The 18,477-nt window shown below is 61.3% G+C and carries 19 protein-coding genes; 8 read left to right on the top strand and 11 right to left on the bottom strand.

The window, feature by feature from the left end; translation table 11 throughout:
- Window positions 1–79: 79 nt before the first annotated feature.
- Entirely contained in the window at window positions 80–1,696 is a 1,617-nt protein-coding gene (locus QM609_RS01345) for an AraC family transcriptional regulator (protein ID WP_050654959.1), read from the top strand.
- Here the strand turns inward: QM609_RS01345 and QM609_RS01340 are convergent.
- Complete coding sequence (locus tag QM609_RS01340; RefSeq protein ID WP_050654958.1) at window positions 1,684–2,061, bottom strand: VOC family protein; 378 nt, start codon at window positions 2,059–2,061, stop codon at window positions 1,684–1,686. The genes QM609_RS01345 and QM609_RS01340 overlap by 13 nt on opposite strands.
- 100 nt (window positions 2,062–2,161) lie before the next feature.
- Here QM609_RS01340 and QM609_RS01335 point away from each other — a divergent pair, with 100 nt between their 5' ends.
- The 3 genes from QM609_RS01335 (at window position 2,162) to QM609_RS01325 (ending at window position 3,772) form a co-directional block, all read left to right on the top strand.
- A complete protein-coding gene (locus QM609_RS01335) occupies window positions 2,162–2,887 on the top strand; it encodes a TetR/AcrR family transcriptional regulator (RefSeq protein ID WP_007735703.1) in 726 nt (241 codons plus the stop codon).
- Window positions 2,884–3,321, top strand: coding sequence for a hypothetical protein (locus tag QM609_RS01330; RefSeq protein WP_007735701.1), 438 nt, complete (start codon window positions 2,884–2,886; stop codon window positions 3,319–3,321). The genes QM609_RS01335 and QM609_RS01330 overlap by 4 nt, the downstream gene beginning before the upstream one ends.
- 214 nt (window positions 3,322–3,535) lie before the next feature.
- Window positions 3,536–3,772, top strand: a complete 237-nt coding sequence (locus QM609_RS01325) for a hypothetical protein (protein WP_003942917.1) — start codon at window positions 3,536–3,538, stop codon at window positions 3,770–3,772.
- A 7-nt stretch (window positions 3,773–3,779) separates the two neighbouring features.
- Here the strand turns inward: QM609_RS01325 and QM609_RS01320 are convergent, their stop codons facing one another.
- The 3 genes from QM609_RS01320 to QM609_RS01310 are packed head-to-tail and all read right to left on the bottom strand — an operon-like array spanning window position 3,780 to window position 7,281.
- Window positions 3,780–5,417 carry an AMP-binding protein gene (locus tag QM609_RS01320; RefSeq protein WP_050654957.1) on the bottom strand — a complete coding sequence of 546 codons (1,638 nt, stop codon included), beginning with the start codon at window positions 5,415–5,417 and terminating at the stop codon, window positions 3,780–3,782.
- Window positions 5,418–5,431: 14 nt separating this feature from the next.
- The gene (locus QM609_RS01315) at window positions 5,432–5,896 is read right to left on the bottom strand and encodes a MaoC family dehydratase (RefSeq protein WP_003943225.1); all 465 of its coding nucleotides are present in this window, start codon (window positions 5,894–5,896) and stop codon (window positions 5,432–5,434) included.
- 14 nt (window positions 5,897–5,910) lie between these two features.
- Window positions 5,911–7,281 carry an MFS transporter gene (locus tag QM609_RS01310; RefSeq protein WP_007735697.1) on the bottom strand — a complete coding sequence of 457 codons (1,371 nt, stop codon included), beginning with the start codon at window positions 7,279–7,281 and terminating at the stop codon, window positions 5,911–5,913.
- A gap of 219 nt (window positions 7,282–7,500) precedes the next feature.
- On the opposite strand from QM609_RS01310, the gene QM609_RS01305 reads away from it, so the two are divergent.
- Window positions 7,501–8,199, top strand: a complete 699-nt coding sequence (locus QM609_RS01305) for a TetR/AcrR family transcriptional regulator (protein ID WP_228232323.1) — start codon at window positions 7,501–7,503, stop codon at window positions 8,197–8,199.
- 60 nt (window positions 8,200–8,259) lie between these two features.
- Window positions 8,260–8,958 carry a PHP domain-containing protein gene (locus tag QM609_RS01300; RefSeq protein ID WP_228232324.1) on the top strand — a complete coding sequence of 233 codons (699 nt, stop codon included), beginning with the start codon at window positions 8,260–8,262 and terminating at the stop codon, window positions 8,956–8,958.
- Between the two features lie 298 nt (window positions 8,959–9,256).
- On the opposite strand, the gene QM609_RS01295 is transcribed toward QM609_RS01300, so the two are convergent.
- Together QM609_RS01295 and QM609_RS01290 are read right to left on the bottom strand one after the other, a co-directional pair.
- Window positions 9,257–9,784, bottom strand: coding sequence for a CinA family protein (locus QM609_RS01295; protein ID WP_050654955.1), 528 nt, complete (start codon window positions 9,782–9,784; stop codon window positions 9,257–9,259).
- A gap of 77 nt (window positions 9,785–9,861) precedes the next feature.
- The gene (locus QM609_RS01290) at window positions 9,862–11,010 is read right to left on the bottom strand and encodes a glutamate--cysteine ligase 2 (RefSeq protein WP_007735690.1); all 1,149 of its coding nucleotides are present in this window, start codon (window positions 11,008–11,010) and stop codon (window positions 9,862–9,864) included.
- 160 nt (window positions 11,011–11,170) lie between these two features.
- On the opposite strand from QM609_RS01290, the gene QM609_RS01285 reads away from it, so the two are divergent.
- Window positions 11,171–11,476, top strand: a complete 306-nt coding sequence (locus QM609_RS01285; RefSeq protein WP_007735689.1) for a hypothetical protein — start codon at window positions 11,171–11,173, stop codon at window positions 11,474–11,476.
- A gap of 57 nt (window positions 11,477–11,533) precedes the next feature.
- Here QM609_RS01285 and QM609_RS01280 read toward each other — a convergent pair whose 3' ends face one another.
- From QM609_RS01280 to QM609_RS01265, 4 genes are all read right to left on the bottom strand, one after another.
- Complete coding sequence (locus QM609_RS01280; protein WP_003943161.1) at window positions 11,534–11,803, bottom strand: DUF7218 family protein; 270 nt, start codon at window positions 11,801–11,803, stop codon at window positions 11,534–11,536.
- Between the two features lie 87 nt (window positions 11,804–11,890).
- Window positions 11,891–14,059, bottom strand: a complete 2,169-nt coding sequence (locus QM609_RS01275) for a catalase (RefSeq protein ID WP_003943216.1) — start codon at window positions 14,057–14,059, stop codon at window positions 11,891–11,893.
- Between the two features lie 143 nt (window positions 14,060–14,202).
- On the bottom strand, window positions 14,203–14,439 hold the full coding sequence (mbp1, locus tag QM609_RS01270; RefSeq protein ID WP_003943084.1) for a microaggregate-binding protein 1: 237 nt from the start codon (window positions 14,437–14,439) through the stop codon (window positions 14,203–14,205).
- 302 nt (window positions 14,440–14,741) lie between these two features.
- Window positions 14,742–15,206 (bottom strand): hypothetical protein, encoded by a 465-nt coding sequence (locus QM609_RS01265; RefSeq protein ID WP_225320190.1) that lies wholly within the window; start codon window positions 15,204–15,206, stop codon window positions 14,742–14,744.
- A 281-nt stretch (window positions 15,207–15,487) separates the two neighbouring features.
- Between QM609_RS01265 and helR the strand changes: the two genes are divergently transcribed.
- The gene (gene helR, locus QM609_RS01260; RefSeq protein ID WP_007735685.1) at window positions 15,488–17,710 is read left to right on the top strand and encodes an RNA polymerase recycling motor ATPase HelR; all 2,223 of its coding nucleotides are present in this window, start codon (window positions 15,488–15,490) and stop codon (window positions 17,708–17,710) included.
- On the opposite strand, the gene QM609_RS01255 is transcribed toward helR, so the two are convergent.
- Window positions 17,672–18,433 (bottom strand): IclR family transcriptional regulator, encoded by a 762-nt coding sequence (locus QM609_RS01255; RefSeq protein WP_003942865.1) that lies wholly within the window; start codon window positions 18,431–18,433, stop codon window positions 17,672–17,674. The genes helR and QM609_RS01255 overlap by 39 nt on opposite strands.
- Between the last annotated feature and the right edge of the window lie 44 nt (window positions 18,434–18,477).

Raw genomic sequence — 18,477 nt, 5'->3', positions numbered from 1 at the left:
GAGTGCGCCGCTGCGAACACAGTCGGCAGAGGTAAAGTTAGCCATACTTAAGTCGCAAGGGTTGTCCAGGAGTGCCAACGTGTTACCACTATCGGGAAGGTCGGACGCAATCGACTTGGGGCCGATCCGCGCCTGCCGCACCGAGCCAAGCATCGGCCGCTCACCGCTGTTGTTCTGGGTTCTCGCAGGTAGTGGACGCGTCAGGACCGGATCGACCGTCTACGAGGTGCCGGCGGGCGAGTTGCTGTGGATCCCGGCGGGCGTGCGATATTCGATGGAGACGGACTCGGATTCCGTCGCGTTTCCCATCCTGCTTCCGCCCTCGAACGGCGTCAGCGCCGGGCCGGCTACCGTGACGCGTCTGCGCGTTCCGCCCGGATGGGAAGACAGACTGATCCACGAGTTCGTTCACAACCTGGGCTATCTGCGCGGCGACGCTGCACACCCGTCGTCCTTGTTCGAAATGATTACCCGGGCCGACGACGGGGCCACCTCGCTGCCGCAATTGCCGCAATCACGGGAAGCGTTCGAGATCGCGCACGCCCTGTTGCGAACACCTGGCACCGACGACACCGAGGCACAATTCGCGAAGCGTGCCGGAATCAGCATTCGAACGCTCCAGCGGTACTTCGTGGAAGAAACCGGCCTCACCTTCACGCGCTGGCGGCTTCGAGCTCGGATCGCCGCGTCGTTGGAGTACCTGAAGCAGGACCGCGAGATCGGTTGGATTGCAAACGAAGTCGGCTTCGAAACGGGCAGCGGATTCACGCGTGCGTTCCGGTCCCAGATGGGAGAGAGCCCGAGCGACTATCGCCGCCGGGCCCTCTCCGGTCCAACCGATCGCAGCGTGGACACCGACAACGATCAAGCATTGGTCCGCATGCTCGCAGAGCCCAGGCAGCCCGGGGAAACAACGCCGCCGATACCGGCCAATGCGACGTGGCCGCGCGTCAACGGCGCCCACGTCGCCGTGTGGGTCTACCGAGGCCAAGCCCGGGTGGACGTCGCGGACCGCAGTTGGGAACTGCGCACCGGAAAGGCCATGATTCTTCCTGCAGGCGTCCTCAATACCGTCACGGTTCCGAATGGTTCACTGCTTCTGCCGCTCGGCTTCCGTTCCTCGAACGGGTCGACCGTATCTGCCGACGCCCTCGAGACCGTGCAGTTCTCCCCCGCTGACGAGTTGGCATTGCTGCACACTTTCGTCGCCGCATACACGCCCTTGCGCCCGCACGGCCACGACAGTTCCGCAGCATTCGACATCATCGCCACCGGCCCTCTTGCACAACCGGTTTCGAACACCTCGCCCGCCGATTCGATTGCCACACGACTGGCAGCGACGATCGCCGCCCGGCCGGCCGACCCTCGCACTCTGGACGAGTGGGCGCAAGAGTTCGGTACCGACGCGGCCAGGCTGCGCCGGGAGTTCCGTATCGAAACCGGCACCACGTATCCGCAGTGGCGATCGCTTTCACGGATGACCCAGGCACGCACCCAACTCCAACTCGGGGTTGCACCCGGCACGGTGTCGAGGAACCTGGGTTACGCGCACCTGCCCGCATTCAGCCGAGCGTTTCGCACTGCGCACGGGATCTCACCGCAGCGCTTCCAAGCCCAGTCCGTCGAACGCGCCCTCTGGTTACGTTCTGTGCCGCGCGCCGCGGAGCCGAGCGCTCGGGTTCTTCACACCCACTGAACGAGTTGCCACACGATTCCGTTGGCGTCGACGAACTGGCAGTAACGCTCACCCCACGGTTCCGTCTCCGGTTCGGTGACGACGGAGGCACCTTCAGCAGCGATGCGGGCGAACTCGGCGTCGACATCGTCGACCACGAATGCAATGAGCAAGCCTTGACCGGCCGGACCTGCGACGAAGTCGGGCTTGAACGTCCCGAGCCCGATGCGCAGGAAGACCACGTTGACCCCGGCATCCGGATGATTCAGGGAAACGAAGCCGTCATCGGCCATGGCCTCGGTGAAACCGAAATGGGTTTTCGCGAAGTCTGCCGATGCGTCGGTGTCGGCGACGTTCAAGGACAGAGCAGTGCTGGTGATTTTCATCGTGGGCCTCCCATGATCGATAAACCTTATGCAGTGCATACAGTATGCACCGTATAAGGTATACCACCGTTGAGGTATTCCCGATTTCTGGAGACGACTGATGGCACGCGAACTGATCGACCTGCTCTGGCGCGATCACCCCCTCGCGCCGAAGGGTGGCACCCGCGGCCCGCGAGCGAAGGTCACCACCTCACAGGCGGTCGACGTCGCGATCTCCGTCGCGAATACCGACGGCCTCGACGCCGTGACGGTCCGCCGATTGGCCGCCGAACTCGGAATCTCGGGCATGGCGGTGTACACCCACGTCGGATCCCGCGACGATCTGCTGGTGCTCATGGTCGACGCCGTACACGGACACAGCCCACTCCTGCCGTACGGGAACATGACCTGGCGCCAACGTGTGCGTCGGGTCGCCGAGGAAGAACTTGCCCTCTATACGGAGCATTGGTGGCTCCTGGACATCTCCGATCAGCGCTCCGCGTTGGGTCCGGGAACTATCGCGAAGTACGACCACGAACTTCACGCCTTCGACGGCACGGGACTGAGCGACATCGACCGGGACTCCGCCCTGACATTTGTCGCCGACTTCGCCCGATCCTCGGCGCAAGCGCGGCGCCCTGACCCCCGAGCAGCCGACATGGCCGAGGTGTGGTCGTCCTGGAACCAGCGTCTGGCTGCTTATCTCGGCGACGACTTCCCGCTGGCGCAGCGAGTCGGAGGGGCGGCCGGCGAGGCCAAGAACTCCCCGTACAGCCCCGAGGCGGCCTGGGAGTTCGGGCTGGACCGGGTACTGGACGCCCTGGACGGCCTCATTCACATCGAATGACATTCCTGCAATTCGTGGGAGACAATGTGTCCGTGCAGCGTTTCGGTTGGTCTCGACGGTCCGACGGCGACCCTTCGGTGTTCGAACCGCGAGAGCTGTTGCACGCCTACGAGAATCGATCGACTCGAGAGGTACGAGATTCCGGCGAGCTTCTCATCGAGATTCCGCTGAGCGACGCGAGCATCGTCGAGATCACCGTTCTTGATGCCTCTGCGGGCTGGATCGACTCCCGCGTGCGAGGACTCTGCAGTTCCCTGGACAAGATCGACCGCCGGGCTCAACGCGTACTTCGAGGGGGATTCAGCATCGGCTGGATCGAACTCGAATCGGAGCGCCACGGCGTCATCGACTACTGGGAAAACGGGGTCAACAACGAATACCCCATCTCCATCGTGTGGAATGGAAACTCCTGGGAAGAAGCGGCAACCACCTAGCCTCGAAATCAGCGGAATACATCCGCGAAGACGGGGTAGACGAGTACATACCAGCGGCACATCGACTCAACTCCAGGCGTGGTGGACAATGTTTCTCAGCGACCAGTCAATTCGTCACCACACCCGCCGTTTCGGAGCAGCTCTGTCGCCTTCACACAAGTGGCCTCCGCCCACCGAAACACAGCGCATCGCACGCTGGAGTGAGCGGTCTGAGATGCTCGGCGCGCTGTCGGTACTCCTGTTCTGGGCTTTCGGCTTCGGCATCCTGCTGGGCGTCGGCGCGATCACAACAGGAATCTTCGCGCTCCGACGTCACCCGAAGAAGTCTGGCGGGCATCTGCTCTCGAATGCCCGCCAGCTGCCATGGGATGCAATAGTCGGCCTCTTCACCGGATTCATCGGTCTGGCACTGAGCGGCTGGTTCTTCGTCGTGGTCCTACCCAACATGTAGCCCTCTGCTAGCCGAGTCCGTTCGCGGAGGTGGCCAGCGCTCGGAGTTCACGTCGGAGGATCTTGCCGGTAGTGGTGAGCGGCAAGCTGTCGATGAACGTGATCTCCCTCGGGTACTGGTAGAAAGCAAGGCGACTTTTCACGTGGGTCTGCAACTCCTGACGGAGCTCCTCCGAGGAGTTCGACCCCTCGGACAGTACGACAAAAGCGTGAACCGCTTCGCCGCGCAACGGATCCGGAACACCGATGACACCTGCCATGGCTACCTCGTCGTGCGAGAGCAGGCACTCTTCGATCTCTCCGGGGCCGATTCGGTACCCCGCGGACGAAATGACGTCATCGGCACGTCCCTGGTACCAGAAGTTCCCGGCGTCATCAGTCCGACCCAGATCACCGGTGTGAATCCAACCGTCGTACACCTTTTCATCGGTCTTCGACGGCTGGTTCCAATATCCGAGGAACTGTCCGGGGTTGCCTGCCTTCACACAGATCTCGCCTACCTCACCAATCTCGACCGGCTCGCCGAGTGGATCGAGGAGGGTGACTTCGAAGCCGGGGAAGGCGCGGCCCATCGAACCGCTGGCGGGACTCCACTTCGACCGCGACGTGCCGATGGTCAGATTCATTTCCGTCTGCCCGTAGAACTCGTTGACAGCTACGCCGAGAGTGCTCGCAACCCAGGCTTGCAGCGCGTCACCGAGTGCCTCACCACCGGTTCCCAATGCCCGCAGCTGAATACCACGCGCAGCAGTCTTGTCGACGCCGATGCTTCGCATCTGCTTGAGGGCAGTGGGAGGAATGAAGGCGCCCGTCACCTTGTGACGGCTCAGAATCTCGACCGCACGCGAAGGCGTGAATTTGTCGGGCGTCGCAACTACGGGGCACCCCAACGCAAGTGCGGGGAACAGTACGTCGAACAAACCACCGATCCAGGCCCAGTCTGCCGGCGTCCAGAAGACGTCTCCCAGCTGCGGAGCATTGTCGAACGCCGTCCGCATACCGGGCATGTGCGCCAGGAGAATTCGGTGCCCGTGGAGCGCGCCTTTCGGATTCCCGGTCGTCCCTGAGGTGTAGATGATGATGGCATGTGAATCGGGGCCCGTGGCTACCAGTTCACTACTTTCTGCGGCATCGTCGACGAGGCTGTGGAAATCGAGGATTTGCACGGGCGTCGAATCGGAGAGCCGATCGAGCCTTCCGACCACGATTACGGCTTCGAGACCCGGTATCTCACCGATTCCGTCGGCAACTCTCTCATAGCAGTCCTTCTCGACCACAAGAACTTTCGCGCCGGAGTCACGCATCCGATGTACTAACGCATCCGATCCGAACTTGACCGAAAGTGGAACGGTCACCATTCCGGATCGGAAGGCGCCCAGATGTGTCGCCAGAACCTCGATTCCCTGTGGGACCATCACACCGACGCGATCGCCTGAGACCAGGCCGAGATCCGCGAGCACGGTCGCGAACTTTCGGCTCATCGTGGCGACTTCACCGAATGTGTACCGCGCCCAGTGCCCACCGGTGTCTACGACGAGGGCCAGATCATCGGGATTCTGTACATCGACACATGCGTGCGCAATGTTGAAGTGCTCTGGCACAGCCCATTCGAAGTGTTCTGCTTCGAGGTCCTGCCACCATGACATATGCCGCCGAGAACTCACCGAGCACCCACTTCGAGGTCGAGGGAATGGGTCTCGCCTACCAGGAATGAGAATTCGCCGGAGAAGACAAGGTCTCCGTCTTGGTTGACGAGTGAGCCTTTCGACGTCACGATCGCGGTCTCACCGTCCGAGCGAGGGCGCACCGACAGCACTTCCGACACCGCATGCACCGAGTCGCCGAGGTAAGTCGGCCGGTGGAATCTGACCTGATCGAGCCCGTAGAAGCACTGCAGGTAACGGGGGTCCAACTCCACCAGACCGAGCAAGGTGGACAACATGAGGGCACCGTGGGCGATCTGGCGACCGAAGCGCGTCTGCTGCGCGTAGTCGGGGTCGAGGTGAAGGGGATGGCGGTCCCAGGTGAGGTCGGCGAAACTTCGCACATAGTCTTCGGTGACGACCCGCGGGTCCGTCACCGCAATGTCTCCGACAGAGATCTCTTCGAAACTCTTTGTGATCATTGAAGTTTCCTCTATTAGTTGACAACCGTGGAGCGTTGATCGACCGGCGGCAGATACGCCCCGTTGTCATCGATGTACATGTCGCGACTTCCTTCGTCGAGGTCGGTGTCACGGACGAAGTAGACGCTGATCAGCGAAATAACAGACAGGGCAGCGATATACACAGCGACCGCAAGCGATCCACCGGTTGCGCGAACCAACATGGCGGCAACCATCGGCGCGATTGCACCACCCAAGAGCACCCCGATCTGAAAAGCGATGGACGCTGCGCTGTACCGCACCCGTGCGTCGAACAGTTCCGCGATGAACGTCGCCTGCGGCCCGTACGAGATGCTGAGCATGAATGCGCCGACTGCCAATGCGCCGGTGGTGATCCAGAAGTTGCCGGTATCTATCGCGGCGAATGCAACGAAGACCCACACTCCCATGCCGGTGATGCCGACCATCAGGATCCGGCGTCGGCCGAATTTTTCGGACAGTTGACCGAAGATCGGAATGAAGATGACTGCAACGAGCGCGGACACCATGACCGCTCCGAGCATGAGGTTTCCGGACAGCAGATCGAACTGATCGGCGTAGGTCAGGCTGTAGGTGTTGAGGATGTAGAAGTAAGCGCCCGTGCTGATCATCGAACCTGCGGCAAGAATGATTTGACGAGGGTAGTTCTTGAACGCGTCGACCATCGGAATCTTGACCGCAGTGTTCTGCTGCTTCACGCGAGCGAATGCGGGAGTCTCTTCCAACGCGGTGCGAATGTAAAGCCCGACGGCGACCAACGCGATACTCAGCAGGAAGGGAATTCTCCACCCCCACACCAGGAATTGGTCCCCGGTGAGCGCCTTGGTGCCGAACATGACGGCCGTCGCCAGCAGAAGGCCAGCAGGCACACCGACCTGCGGCATACTGCCGTAGAAACCGCGGCGGTTCTTGGGTGCGTATTCCACAGCAGTCAGAACTGCACCGCCCCACTCACCCCCGACGCCGAAGCCCTGAATCAGTCTCAGCAATACGAGAAGAATCGGGGCCCACACACCGATCTGGGCGGAGGTCGGAAGGACGCCGACCAGGAACGTCGCTGCTCCCATCAAGAGAAGTGCGAGCACCAAGACCTTCTTGCGTCCGATGCGGTCGCCGAAGTGGCCCATCACAACACCGCCGAGTGGCCGCGCCAGGAAGCCGACAGCGAAGGTGGCGAAGGAAAGAATTGTCGCCAGCGCGGGGTCTGCGCCCGAAAAGAACAGCGGCGCAAAGACCAACGCGGCGGAGGCGCCGTAGATCTGAAAGTCGTACCACTCGATCGTGGTGCCGACCAGAACCGATCCGGCCACACGCCGCAGGGCAGGCCTGTCGACAGTTGCGGGAGATGGGGGATTCGCGTCGTTCATGTCATTGCTCCTTGTATGGAGTGCCCTGTTAGCTCTCGCACCGAGAGGGAGGCTCGACAAGGAGACTATGCAGTGACCCAGGGCACAGTCAAGCGTATTTCAATCGATCGATTGATTAGTTGAGATGCAATTTGCCAGTACACAAACAGCTATCAATCGACTGATTGACAGCCGGTCGATTTCGGCGGCGATGCTAGCATGATTGGGCAACCAACCGAAATGAGGATCATGGACCTGGGGCGCGTTCAACGGGCGGCAGTCACGCTGTTCGCGACGAAAGGATTCGCCGCCACCGGCATTCGTGAGCTCGGAGCCGAAGCCGGCATCAACTCGGCAACGCTCTACCACTACGTCGGCAGCAAACAGTCACTGTTGGCCTCGATCATTCGGTCCTGCCTCGACGAGCTGACGCAGTCGGGAGAGCGGGCAATGCGCCGAAGCGCCGATCCCGTAGTCCAGCTCGCCGGCCTGGTGTCGTCACACGTCGGCATTACCGCCGTCAACCAACTGACTGCCCGCGTCGCCGAGTACGAGATGCGCGGGTTGACCGGAGACAACCGCATCGAGTTGCAGACCCTGCGCGACGAGTACGAGCAACTTTTCGGACAGATCCTCGAACGCGGACAACGCGTGGGCGCCTTCGACATCGAAGATCTGGCATTGAGCCGACTCGCGATACTCGAGATGTGTACCGGGGTCGCGCATTGGTACCGGCCCGGTGGGCGTCTCGAGTTGGAAGATGTCCAGCGATTCTTCGTCAGCACCACGTGCAAGCTTCTGTCGGTTCCGTCCGACGAACTGCACGGTGTGGAGTTCATTCACGACGTCCGAAAGCTGGACAGCGAGCCCGAGACTCAGTCCTCCGAGATCTGGGGAACCACTGCACAGAGCGAATTCGCGCGACAGTCCGAGCTTTAACCGCCCCCCGAAACTCCCGGCTCTGGTACGAACTGAACGTGCAACTACCCGCGGACAGTCATGTTCACAGCGAGTGGTCGTGGGACACCGGTGGACCGCTGTCGCACGCATCCGGACGAATGCAACAGACTTGCGCGCGCACCGATCCTCGACGTCGACGGCTATCTCGACAGCATCGAACGATGCCGACACCGTTTTCCTGAATTGCGGATACTCACCGGCGTCGAGTTCGGACAACCGCACCTGCACGAAGCGCAGGCGTCGCACCTCCTTGATCTCGGTGTCATCGACCGGGTATTGGGTTCCTTGCACACGCTCGAGGTCGGCGACGATCGGAGTGAACCGAACACTCTGTTTCGAAAGTGGAGTGCCGACGAAGTCATGTGGGCATACCTCGATGAGATCCCGCGTATGGTGGCTGGCTCTCGGACCTTCGAGGTGTTCACCCATATCGACTACGCGGTGCGTGCATGGCCGATCGAAAGTGCCGGACCTTTCGATCCCCGTCGATTCGAAGAGGGATTCCGAAATGCGATGCGCGCCATCGCCGACAGCGACCGGATCCTCGAGATGAACACCCGTCGGCTGTGGCCCTGGATAACCCAATGGTGGAGCGAAGAGGGAGGTAAAGCGGTGACATTCGGCAGCGATGCACATGTGCCCGAAGCTCTGGCAGCCAATTTTCCGGAAGCGACCGCGATGCTCGCGCACTACGGATTCCGTCCGGGTCAACGTCCCGAAGAGTATTGGACCCGCTGATCCGCCTGACTCCCAGACCGATATTTCCGTGAACTCGGGTTGTCGGAGACGGATCAACCCGCAATAGTCGATGTATGGATCGGTACAAAATCACGATGCCCGACGGCTCTTCGACCGAGGAACCTTTCAATTCCGACAAGGAAGCAATCACTTGCGCAGTGGATGCGAACCGAGGAGTCAGCAAGAACCTCGTAGTCGAAAAATACACGGCCGACGGTCATCTGGTTCCAACCGCGCAGGCGCCTGCGAAACACACAGGTCGTCACAAGAAGAACCGTTCGAAGAGTTGAAAACTCGACTAGTTCACAACTCTCGAACTCGGTGTGTGGCGACCGGATGCGTGACGCAGAAGTAGTTGGATCGCGTGCTCGACAGTTGCACCGAGGACAGCTTCGGGGTCGCCCGAGAAAACCTGCTTCTCCGTTTCGGCGGTCCCATGGTCGACGACTCCGAACCACACAGTTCCGGGTCGAACGTTCTCCTGGGTATCAGGACCGGCTTCACCGGTGACGGCCAGCGTTAGCGACGCACCCATCAGTGTGGCGGTGCTGTGCGCCATGACCCTGGCTGCCTCTTCGCAGACCACTGGCCCGTCCGGAACATGAAGTACGGAATGTTTCACCTCGCGGGTGTACGCGACGATCCCACCACAAAACCACGATCCGGCGTCCGGCGCCTTTCCCAGATGTGCGGCGATGTTCCCGGCAGTCAACGATTCCGCCGTCGCCACCGACAGACCGTGTTCCTCTACTGCCGCAGCCAATTGCCTGCACATATCGTCGAGATCCTTGCCCGACGGAAGCTCGGGTCGTGGATCGCCATTCATATGTTCCTCCTCCTGCAGTCCGATCGGTGACTTCGACAAGACATTGAAAGTTCTTGAATGCCCATTCCAACCGTGCCTTACAGTTCACTGCCCCCTTGCGAACTGCACCCTTCGAAAGTGCGTCGAGCGCACTCGTCGATCACATCAGCTACACGTGACCGACGCGTGAGTTGACGACGCTGCACGATCGCCCCGTTTCCGTTGCTGAACACCTTGTCCAAGGAGGCCGTGACCTGCTCGAATTCTCCGAATGCAGTCAACGCAGGTTCGACGTGATCCACCAATTGCCGAACCGCCTGGTGTGCAGTCAGCAAGCGCACGGATTCCACGTCCAGCGACCTCCCGTCGAGTCCGTCACGCGCCGCCCGCCAGCAAGCCGCGCGGAGTAGCTCGTGATCGACGGCAGGCGCTGCTTCACCTTTCGTGATCGCGGCGGATGCGGTACCGACGAGTGCCTGCACCAGTGTGGCCAGAGTCATCGTCTCCTCCACGGTGGCGGGCACGTCGCTGATCCGAATCTCCACGGTGGGAAGGTGATCCGACATGCGCACATCCCAATAGACCATGTGTGGATCGAGAATGACCCCTGTCTCCAGCATTGCTGCAACAGCATCTTCGTAGTGCGCCACGGACTCGAAGTAGGGCGGCGGACCCGAACTGGGCCATCGGCCGAACAGAACGTAACGCCAACTCGCATAACCGGTATCGCGACCGGCGCTGATCGGAGAGTTCGCCGTCAGTGCCAACAAGGTCGGTAACCAAGGGCGCAGATGGTTGATGATCTGGACCGATCGTTCTCGATCTTCCACACCGACATGAATGTGGCAACCACACATCACACCTTCGGTGATCGCTCTGAATTGACCGGCCATTCGCTGGTATCGCGACGTTTGAGTGATCTCGTCTACCGGCGGATCGTAGAACGGCGTCCCGACTGCGATGAGTTGACAACCCACACGGGCAGCGGCGTCGGCGGTGACGGCACGCGACTCACAGAGTTGATCACGAAGATCACGAATATGGTTTCCGATAGACGTGGACGTCTCCACCTGACAGCGCGTGAGTTCGAGTTGCAGCGAGATACCGAGTTCCCGCCCGGCGGCAGCAACCTCGGAGTTGCGCAGAGTGGGATGTCCAGTCTGCGGATCGCAGAGCAAGAACTCCTCTTCGACACCGAGAGTCGGTGTACCTACCGAGAATATGTCGGGAGTCGGCTTCGCGTTCATAGGGCTTCCTCGCACCGGTTTTCATCCACATCCGATACTTCGAGCGTACGACCTTCTACCCCTTTCGGCACTACTCCAACCGTTTCATCCAGTGGCCGATCGGGTAGTTGCCCTGTGAACCGACGACGAGCGAAGAATCGCAAGTCTTCATGAGCTCAGGATGGAGTGTGCCGTGACAAACGCGAGCGAAAGTTCACCGGTAGATGACGAACACACAAATCGATCGCACGTAGGGGAGGCAATCAGCGACGGTCGCAACTATCCCGGATACCTGCTGATCGGGCTGGGTCTGGCAACACTCGGATTGACCTTGGTGGCAGCAGGTTACGGATTTCGTGGTTGGGCAGTCATTGCCGGCGTCGTGTGCGTGGTGTCCTTCATCGTCGGAACACTGGCCATCTTGATGGAACACCGACGGGTCAAACGACTGGAAGGTCAGGAACTCTTCGATCAAGAAGGGCACTGAACCGACCGCTCGAGTCGTATTCTGCACAAGCAGAATACGACTCGAGCAGAACACAGCTCAGTGAGTGCGGAGTTGCTCGATCAGCTCACCCTTGTTCAGCTTCGAATAGCCGTGCAGATCGAGTTCCTTGGCACGTTTCTTCAGCTCGTCGACTGTCCACTCCTCGTACGGCGAGGATTGTCCGCCGGACTTGGCGACATTCGACCGCCCTCGATTGGCGGCCGCATTGGAGATTCGGGCCGCCTTCTCCTTGGAATCGCCCTTCTCGCGTAGCTCTTCGTAGAGTTCTTGATCCTTGAGTTGAGGTTGTGAGTCCTTGCGAGCCACTGTTTCGTCCCTTCACTCGTCTTCACTCCGACGGTGTGGCCGAACTGGCAATTCGGCCACACCGCAGGTTCGAACGTACGTCGGCACTCAGGATGTAGGCGGCACCTCGAAACGCCCCCACACGCGGTGCGTCTTCAGAAGCTGAGCCAGCGAGGCGAGCGCTCCTTCCGCGTCTGCATCGACGACGACTCCCAATGCAGACTCGTCGATACCGGCCGCAGCCAGCGCACTCATGCTCTCTCCCCAACCACCAATTGCCTTGCTGTGACGATACATTTCGTTCAGCAGAGTCTCCACCCGTGGATCCAACTTGCCCTCGCCGATTCGAGAAACGTCGCCGCTCAGCAGGATTGCATCGAATTCGATCGAACGAGCTGTGAGGTACGTTCGCTGCACCGTCACCGCGTCGTCACCGTCCCCGATGGTTCCGCCGTGCGGGCCGAGGATCAGCGGCACCATGCCGGCGTCGAAGATCTTGTCTCGAACGGCGACAACCGTTTCGAGATCGGAGTTCTCATCGACCAGTAGTGCGATGATCCTTCCGTCTACCGGCCATTCCGCACCAACCTGGGACAGTGCAGGGCTGAGCTCCGGATCACTCAACGGCTCGGTCGGTTCGGGAACCGGAAGGCCAAGCCCCCCTGCGACGATCGACACGAGACCCGCGTCGATATTTGCCAAGATGCCCAGATTCCGGGTCTTGATGTTCTCCTCGTAGCACTTACCCAATTCGAAGGTATACGCCTGCGCGACGTGCTCCTGTTCGACAGGGGAGAGACTGCGATAGAAGAGTCGAGCTTGCGAGAAGTGATCGTCGAACGATGCCGGCGCCTGCCTCACCTTTCGCCCTGAAACTTCTTCGGGCACCTCGATATAGGCCGCGCTCTCCGCCGAGGCCAAGAACGGGCACCCACCGTCCAACGAATTGGGATGGTACGGCGCAACTCCGGTATGTACACCGTCCTGATGAAAGCCGTCGCGAAGCATGTCGTTGACAGGCGCGTGAGGCCGGTTGATCGGGATCTGATCGAAATTGGGGCCACCGAGTCGCGTGATCTGGGTGTCGAGGTACGAGAACAAACGTGCCTGCAGGAGACGATCGTTGGTGATGTCGACACCCGGAACCAAGTGACCCGGATGGAATGCAACCTGCTCGGTCTCGGCGAAGAAGTTCGTCGGATTGGCGTCGAGTGTCATCGTTCCGATGACCTGAACCGGCGCGAGTTCTTCGGGCACGATCTTGGTGGGATCCAATAGATCTATGCCTTCGAACATTTCGTCTTCGGTATCAGGGAACACCTGCACGCCCAGATCCCAGGACGGATATGCGCCCGCCTCGATGGCGTCGGCAAGATCGCGTCGATGGAAATCCGGATCCACACCGCCGGCGATCTGCGCTTCCTCCCACACGAGTGAATGCACTCCGGCGGCCGGCTTCCAGTGGAATTTCACCAGATTCGTCTCGCCGTCGGCATTCACGAGCCTGAACGTGTGAATACCGAAGCCCTCCATCATGCGATAGGAGCGCGGGATGCCGCGATCGGACATGTTCCACAATGTGTGCGCCGTGGCCTCGGTGTGCAGCGACACGAAATCCCAGAATGTGTCGTGCGCGCTCTGCGCCTGCGGGATCTCGCGGTCCGGGTGGGGCTTCGCGGCATGGATGATGTCCGGGAATTTTATGCCGTCCTGGATGAAGAACACCGGGATGTTGTTGCCCACCAGGTCGAAGACACCTTCGTCGGTGTAGAACTTGGTGGCGAAACCGCGTGTGTCGCGTACGGTGTCCGCCGAACCTCGTGAACCCAGCACCGTCGAGAACCGCACGAACACCGGGGTTCGAGCACCGGAAGCGAACACCGATGCTTTACAGATGTTTTCGGCCGCGCCATTCGCCAGGAACGTTCCGTGTGCGGCCGCCCCGCGGGCGTGGACGACGCGCTCCGGAATTCGCTCGTGATCGAAGTGTGTGATCTTCTCACGCAGGTGGTGGTCTTGAAGAAGAGTCGGGCCACGCTCGCCGGCAGTGAGTGAGTGGTCGGTCTCGTAGAGACGTGTACCGGTTGCGGTGGTGAGGTACTCCCCCCGCTGGCCGCGACCATTTCCCTTCACCTTCTCCTCGGCACCCGCGACGGTACGCACCTCCGGCTGCCGCTGGTCATCCTTGGGCGGCAACGGCTGTCGAGGCTTGACCGGCTCTTTCAGGTCCGGCGCTTTCGGGGCCGGTGCACCTGGGACGGACTGAGATGAAGGCATCGAACAGCTCCTCTTGATCGTCATGCTGGGCGCAAGAATCTTGTTACGCCTTATGTAAGTAGAGATTTCAAACTGAACGCGGAGCCACGACTCACCCCCGGCTGGGATCAATCCCAGGCCGAGGGTGACGAGTGCGTCAGGGGCTATTGCTCGGACTTCTGTCGCGCTTCGTCCGCGGCCGCTTCTGCGCGAGCCTTCTCGGCTTCTGCCTCTTTCTTCGCGACTTCTCGCTGGCTTTCGGCCTTGTCCTGCTGGGCGCGGCCCTCTCGGGTCAAACTGTCGTTTCCGGAAACCGCACCCACGGCTTCCTTGGCCTTACCCTTGACGTCCTCTACGACGCCTTTGATTCCCTCGCTGGGACCGCTCTTGTCATCTGGCACGTTGACCCTCCAATACGTTTCGGATTGTTGCTCCGGGATCCCACACAGGTAGGAATCCCCCACAGAAGGCCCTACCCCGTCGAAATTCGCATAAACATCCGTGCACCGACACGCCGCAACGCGTACAAGAAGCGGCCACCGAGGGGAGTGCCGTTCACTCTCGTGTGTTATTCAGTGCTCATGAGCCAGTTACAGACCGATCCCCCCGTGGGCGGAACGCTGTCCACGATTCGCGCGCTTGCGCCCAACCTGGCTCCGAGCGAGCGATGCGTCTCGAACATCTCAAATAGCAAACAGCATTCTCAGAAACTGTTTACCGGGCACAGGAATTGGCGGGACTCGTTCCAGAAGGGGAAGAGGTCGGTGGTGGTGGCCGTGGGGTGGTCGATCTCGGCGAGAGTGTAGAAATCGAGAATCGTCCGCCCGGCGGTTGCGCTGACCTCGCATGCCTGCAAGCTCAGTTTCGCCTCCGCCACGAAGCCGATACTGCGGGCGAAAGGTCCGAGGGTCCCGGCATTGACAAAACCCTCGAGGTTTTGTCCCCACTGGTTGTAGTCCGACTGCAAAGCAAAGCTGCATGTTTCACCGAACAACTCGGTGCAGGTTGTCGGCTTCCCACCGATCGTGTGAACCGTATCGGCGAGCTCGTGCGAAGTACCTTCGCGCGGTGATCCGGAAAGGAGAAGCAAGACGGCGACGGCCAAGGCAACCACCAGAAGGATGCTCGCGGCCGTTGCCAGTATCGCCTTCACAATCCCTCGATCCACGTAAGTTCATGAGGGGAACCGTTTTTGGAACACCGGTCACTGGATTTGTACCCGTGACACTCGGGGTCCAAACATCGACCAGGCTGGGAGCCGTGCATCAGGCTGGGGGGTCGCGAGAGGATCTGTGGGAAAAAGCCGAGGGAGGATCGACACTCCCTTCCACAATCAATGTATATCGCACCGGGGGCCTTGCGGCAAGGCCCGGGTAGTGCCGCAGAATGGCTCTTCCGATCCCGCACGACCCACTACGGGATCGGAACAGCCAGCGGAAGTGAGGGCACGTGCCAACCCAGGGATACGAAGAAGAACTGCGATCCGAGCGGAACTATGTGGAGGCGCTCTACGCACGCCTCGATGCGGAGCGCGCCCGAGTCAAGGGCAGGTACAGCACCGCTCTGCGCGGAAACGGCGAAGCACTCATGGAACGCGATGCAGAGGTGCGCGCGCTCGCCAAAGAGGTGAAGAGGCTGGACGTAGCCGACAACGGCCTGTGCTTCGGCCGGTTGGACTCGCTGTCGGGTGAGACTTCGTACATCGGCCGAATCGGCCTTCTCGATGCGGACAACGACTACGAACCGGTGCTGCTCGATTGGCGGGCGCCGGCATCTCGCCCGTTCTACGTTGCCACCGCTGCAAACCCGGAGAACATGCGTCGACGCCGTCAGTTCCACACACGCAGTCGACACGTGGTCGATTTCACCGACGAGGTACTCGGGCGCCCTGACGGCGCAGAACACGACACCCACAGCGATTCCGCCTTGCTCGCAGCAGTCAATGCACCCCGCGGTGAGGGAATGCGGGACATCGTGGCGACCATCCAGGCCGAACAGGACGACATCGTCCGACTCGAACACCCCGGGGTGCTGGTGATCGAAGGTGGCCCCGGTACCGGGAAAACCGTCGTCGCCTTGCACCGCGTCGCCTACCTGCTCTACACGCAGCGAGAGCGAATGGAACGTCACGGCGTCCTCGTGGTCGGGCCGAACCCGGCGTTCCTGAACCACATCGGCCGCGTACTGCCCTCGCTGGGCGAGTCCGACGTGGTGTTCATGACCACCGGTGATCTCGTTCCGGGTTTACGCGTCACCGCCGAGGACGCTCCTGAGGCCGCTGGGCTCAAAGGCTCGCTGAAGATCCTGGACGTTCTCGGCGCAGCGATTGCCGATCATCAGCGATTGCCCGAGAACCCTTTGTTGATCGAATTGGCGGACGTCACAGTGCGAATCGACGCCGAAACTGCGGAGTGGGCCCGAGAAGAAGCTCGTTCGAGCGGACTCCCCCACAACGACGCTCGCACTGTGTTCACCGAAATCGTCACCTGGGCACTGACCGAGCGGGCGATAGCGCGGATCGGCAAGGGATGGTTGACACGCAGTGACCGTGAAGCCTGGGAACAAGTGCGCGCAGATCTGACCGCAGAGTTGGCGGAGAATGACGCGTTTGCCGCCGCACTCGACGCACTCTGGCCGATCTTGACACCGAAAGAGCTACTGACACAACTGTTTACTTCGCCAGAACGCCTACGCAAGGCAGGCGCAGACGAGACACTGTTGCGCCGAGAGGGCGATGCCTGGACGGTGTCCGACGTTCCGCTTCTCGACGAATTGGTGGACATGCTCGGCCGGGACAAGCCCGTCGACCAGAGTGCCGAACGTGAACGCCGCGACGAGGCTGCGTATGCAGCGGGCGTGCTGGACATGATGATCAGTCGTGAAGACTTGATGGACGACGAGGATCATCTCCTCGCCCAGGACATGCTGTACGCCGAGGACCTGGCGGATCGTTTCGTCGAACGCGATACCCGGGAGCTCGCCGAACGCGCTGCTGCTGACCGAGACTGGACGTACAGGCATATCGTGGTCGACGAGGCACAAGAGCTGTCCGAGATGGACTGGCGAGTCCTGATGCGCCGCTGCCCGGACCGGTCTTTCACGGTAGTAGGTGATCTCGCGCAACGACGTTCACCCGCAGGTGCTCGCTCGTGGGCGACGATGATGGAGCCGTACGTCCCCGGCCGCTGGATCTACCGATCCCTGTCGGTGAACTATCGCACCCCCGCCGAGATCATGAGCGTCGCCGCCGCCTTGCTCGCCGAGTTCGCGCCAGACGTCCAGCCACCCGAGTCCGTCCGCGCCTGCGGGGTCCAACCGTGGTCCAAGCGAATCTCCGCCGACGAACTAGCCTCCGCCATCGACGAATTCAATCAGGACGAGGCCGGACGCGAGGGTACGAGCGTCGTCATCGGACCTGCGAGTGTGCCCGGCGCTGTGCCGGTTTCGGAAACGAAGGGCCTCGAGTTCGATGCCGTGCTCGTCGTGGAACCGGAGCGAATCATCGCCGACGGCCCACGCGGTGCGTCTGAACTCTATGTCGCCCTCACCCGCGCGACCCAACGTCTCGGCGTCCTACACGAGGGGCCATTGCCGCACGCATTGACCGGGCTCGTCCGGGTCGGGACGGCCAGATCACCGCAATCGTTCGCGGCGAGCGATCGTGCTGTGTAGGCCTTCGGCAGCAGCGCGCACGTAGGACACCTGGCTCTCGGGGACGAAGCGACTGGTGGGACCGGTGACACTGATGGCCGCGACGGGTTTGTCATTGGTTCCGAATACCGGCGCCGCAACGCATGCGAGACCCGGCGCTGATTCCTCGCGCTCGAACGCAATACCGGTCTCGACCACTCGGTTCAGTTGGGTGTTGAGAATGCCGGGCGCAACAATTGTGTGCGGGGTCCGGCGCGTCATCGGCTCCGACAGCACCTCGCGGCGAAACTCGTTGTCGGAGAATGCCAGGAGCGCCTTGCCGATTGCGGTGCAATACAGCGGTATCCGGCCACCGGTCCGGGACGGCGAGTTGGCTTGCCGGTGTCCGCCGATCTTCGCGACGTATACGACGTCGTGGCCGTCACGGACCCCCAGGTGGACTGTCTCGTGGGTCCGCTCGTACAGGTCCTGGAGGAACGGCATCGCCATCTCCAGGAGGCTACGTTCGAGAGAGGCGAGCATGCCGAGTTCGAAGAGGCCGCCGCTGAGCCGGTAGCCACCGTCGATACGGTCGAGTAGCCGGTTCGCGACCAGTTCGTTGGCCAGGCGGTGCACCGTCGCCTTGTGCAGGCCCGTCCGCTGGACCAGGGTGGCCAGAGGCAACACGTGGTCGTCGGCCCGGAAGGCGCGCAGGATCGTCACCGCCTTGCCGAGCACGGTGTCGAGGTTTGCGCTGCCAGTCACCTCCCCAGCGTATCGCTGAGTGAGACAGTTCCCTGGCGCAATCT

Source organism: Rhodococcus sp. IEGM 1302, assembly GCF_030056935.1.
GTDB classification, from domain to species: domain Bacteria; phylum Actinomycetota; class Actinomycetes; order Mycobacteriales; family Mycobacteriaceae; genus Rhodococcus_F; species Rhodococcus_F qingshengii.
The sequence above is the reverse complement of the archived record's forward strand: the minus strand, read 5'-3'. Positions and strand labels throughout refer to the sequence as shown.

Excerpts from the sequence above, each read along its gene's own strand:
- QM609_RS01340 (WP_050654958.1), bottom strand. The coding sequence starts at position 2,061 with ATGAAAATCACCAGCACTGCTCTGTCCTTGAACGTCGCCGACACCGAC.
- QM609_RS01335 (WP_007735703.1), top strand. The coding sequence starts at position 2,162 with ATGGCACGCGAACTGATCGACCTGCTCTGGCGCGATCACCCCCTCGCG.
- QM609_RS01330 (WP_007735701.1), top strand. The coding sequence starts at position 2,884 with ATGACATTCCTGCAATTCGTGGGAGACAATGTGTCCGTGCAGCGTTTC.
- QM609_RS01325 (WP_003942917.1), top strand. The coding sequence starts at position 3,536 with ATGCTCGGCGCGCTGTCGGTACTCCTGTTCTGGGCTTTCGGCTTCGGC.
- QM609_RS01320 (WP_050654957.1), bottom strand. The coding sequence starts at position 5,417 with ATGTCATGGTGGCAGGACCTCGAAGCAGAACACTTCGAATGGGCTGTG.
- QM609_RS01315 (WP_003943225.1), bottom strand. The coding sequence starts at position 5,896 with ATGATCACAAAGAGTTTCGAAGAGATCTCTGTCGGAGACATTGCGGTG.
- QM609_RS01310 (WP_007735697.1), bottom strand. The coding sequence starts at position 7,281 with ATGAACGACGCGAATCCCCCATCTCCCGCAACTGTCGACAGGCCTGCC.
- QM609_RS01305 (WP_228232323.1), top strand. The coding sequence starts at position 7,501 with ATGAGGATCATGGACCTGGGGCGCGTTCAACGGGCGGCAGTCACGCTG.
- QM609_RS01300 (WP_228232324.1), top strand. The coding sequence starts at position 8,260 with ATGTTCACAGCGAGTGGTCGTGGGACACCGGTGGACCGCTGTCGCACG.
- QM609_RS01295 (WP_050654955.1), bottom strand. The coding sequence starts at position 9,784 with ATGAATGGCGATCCACGACCCGAGCTTCCGTCGGGCAAGGATCTCGAC.
- QM609_RS01290 (WP_007735690.1), bottom strand. The coding sequence starts at position 11,010 with ATGAACGCGAAGCCGACTCCCGACATATTCTCGGTAGGTACACCGACT.
- QM609_RS01285 (WP_007735689.1), top strand. The coding sequence starts at position 11,171 with ATGGAGTGTGCCGTGACAAACGCGAGCGAAAGTTCACCGGTAGATGAC.
- QM609_RS01275 (WP_003943216.1), bottom strand. The coding sequence starts at position 14,059 with ATGCCTTCATCTCAGTCCGTCCCAGGTGCACCGGCCCCGAAAGCGCCG.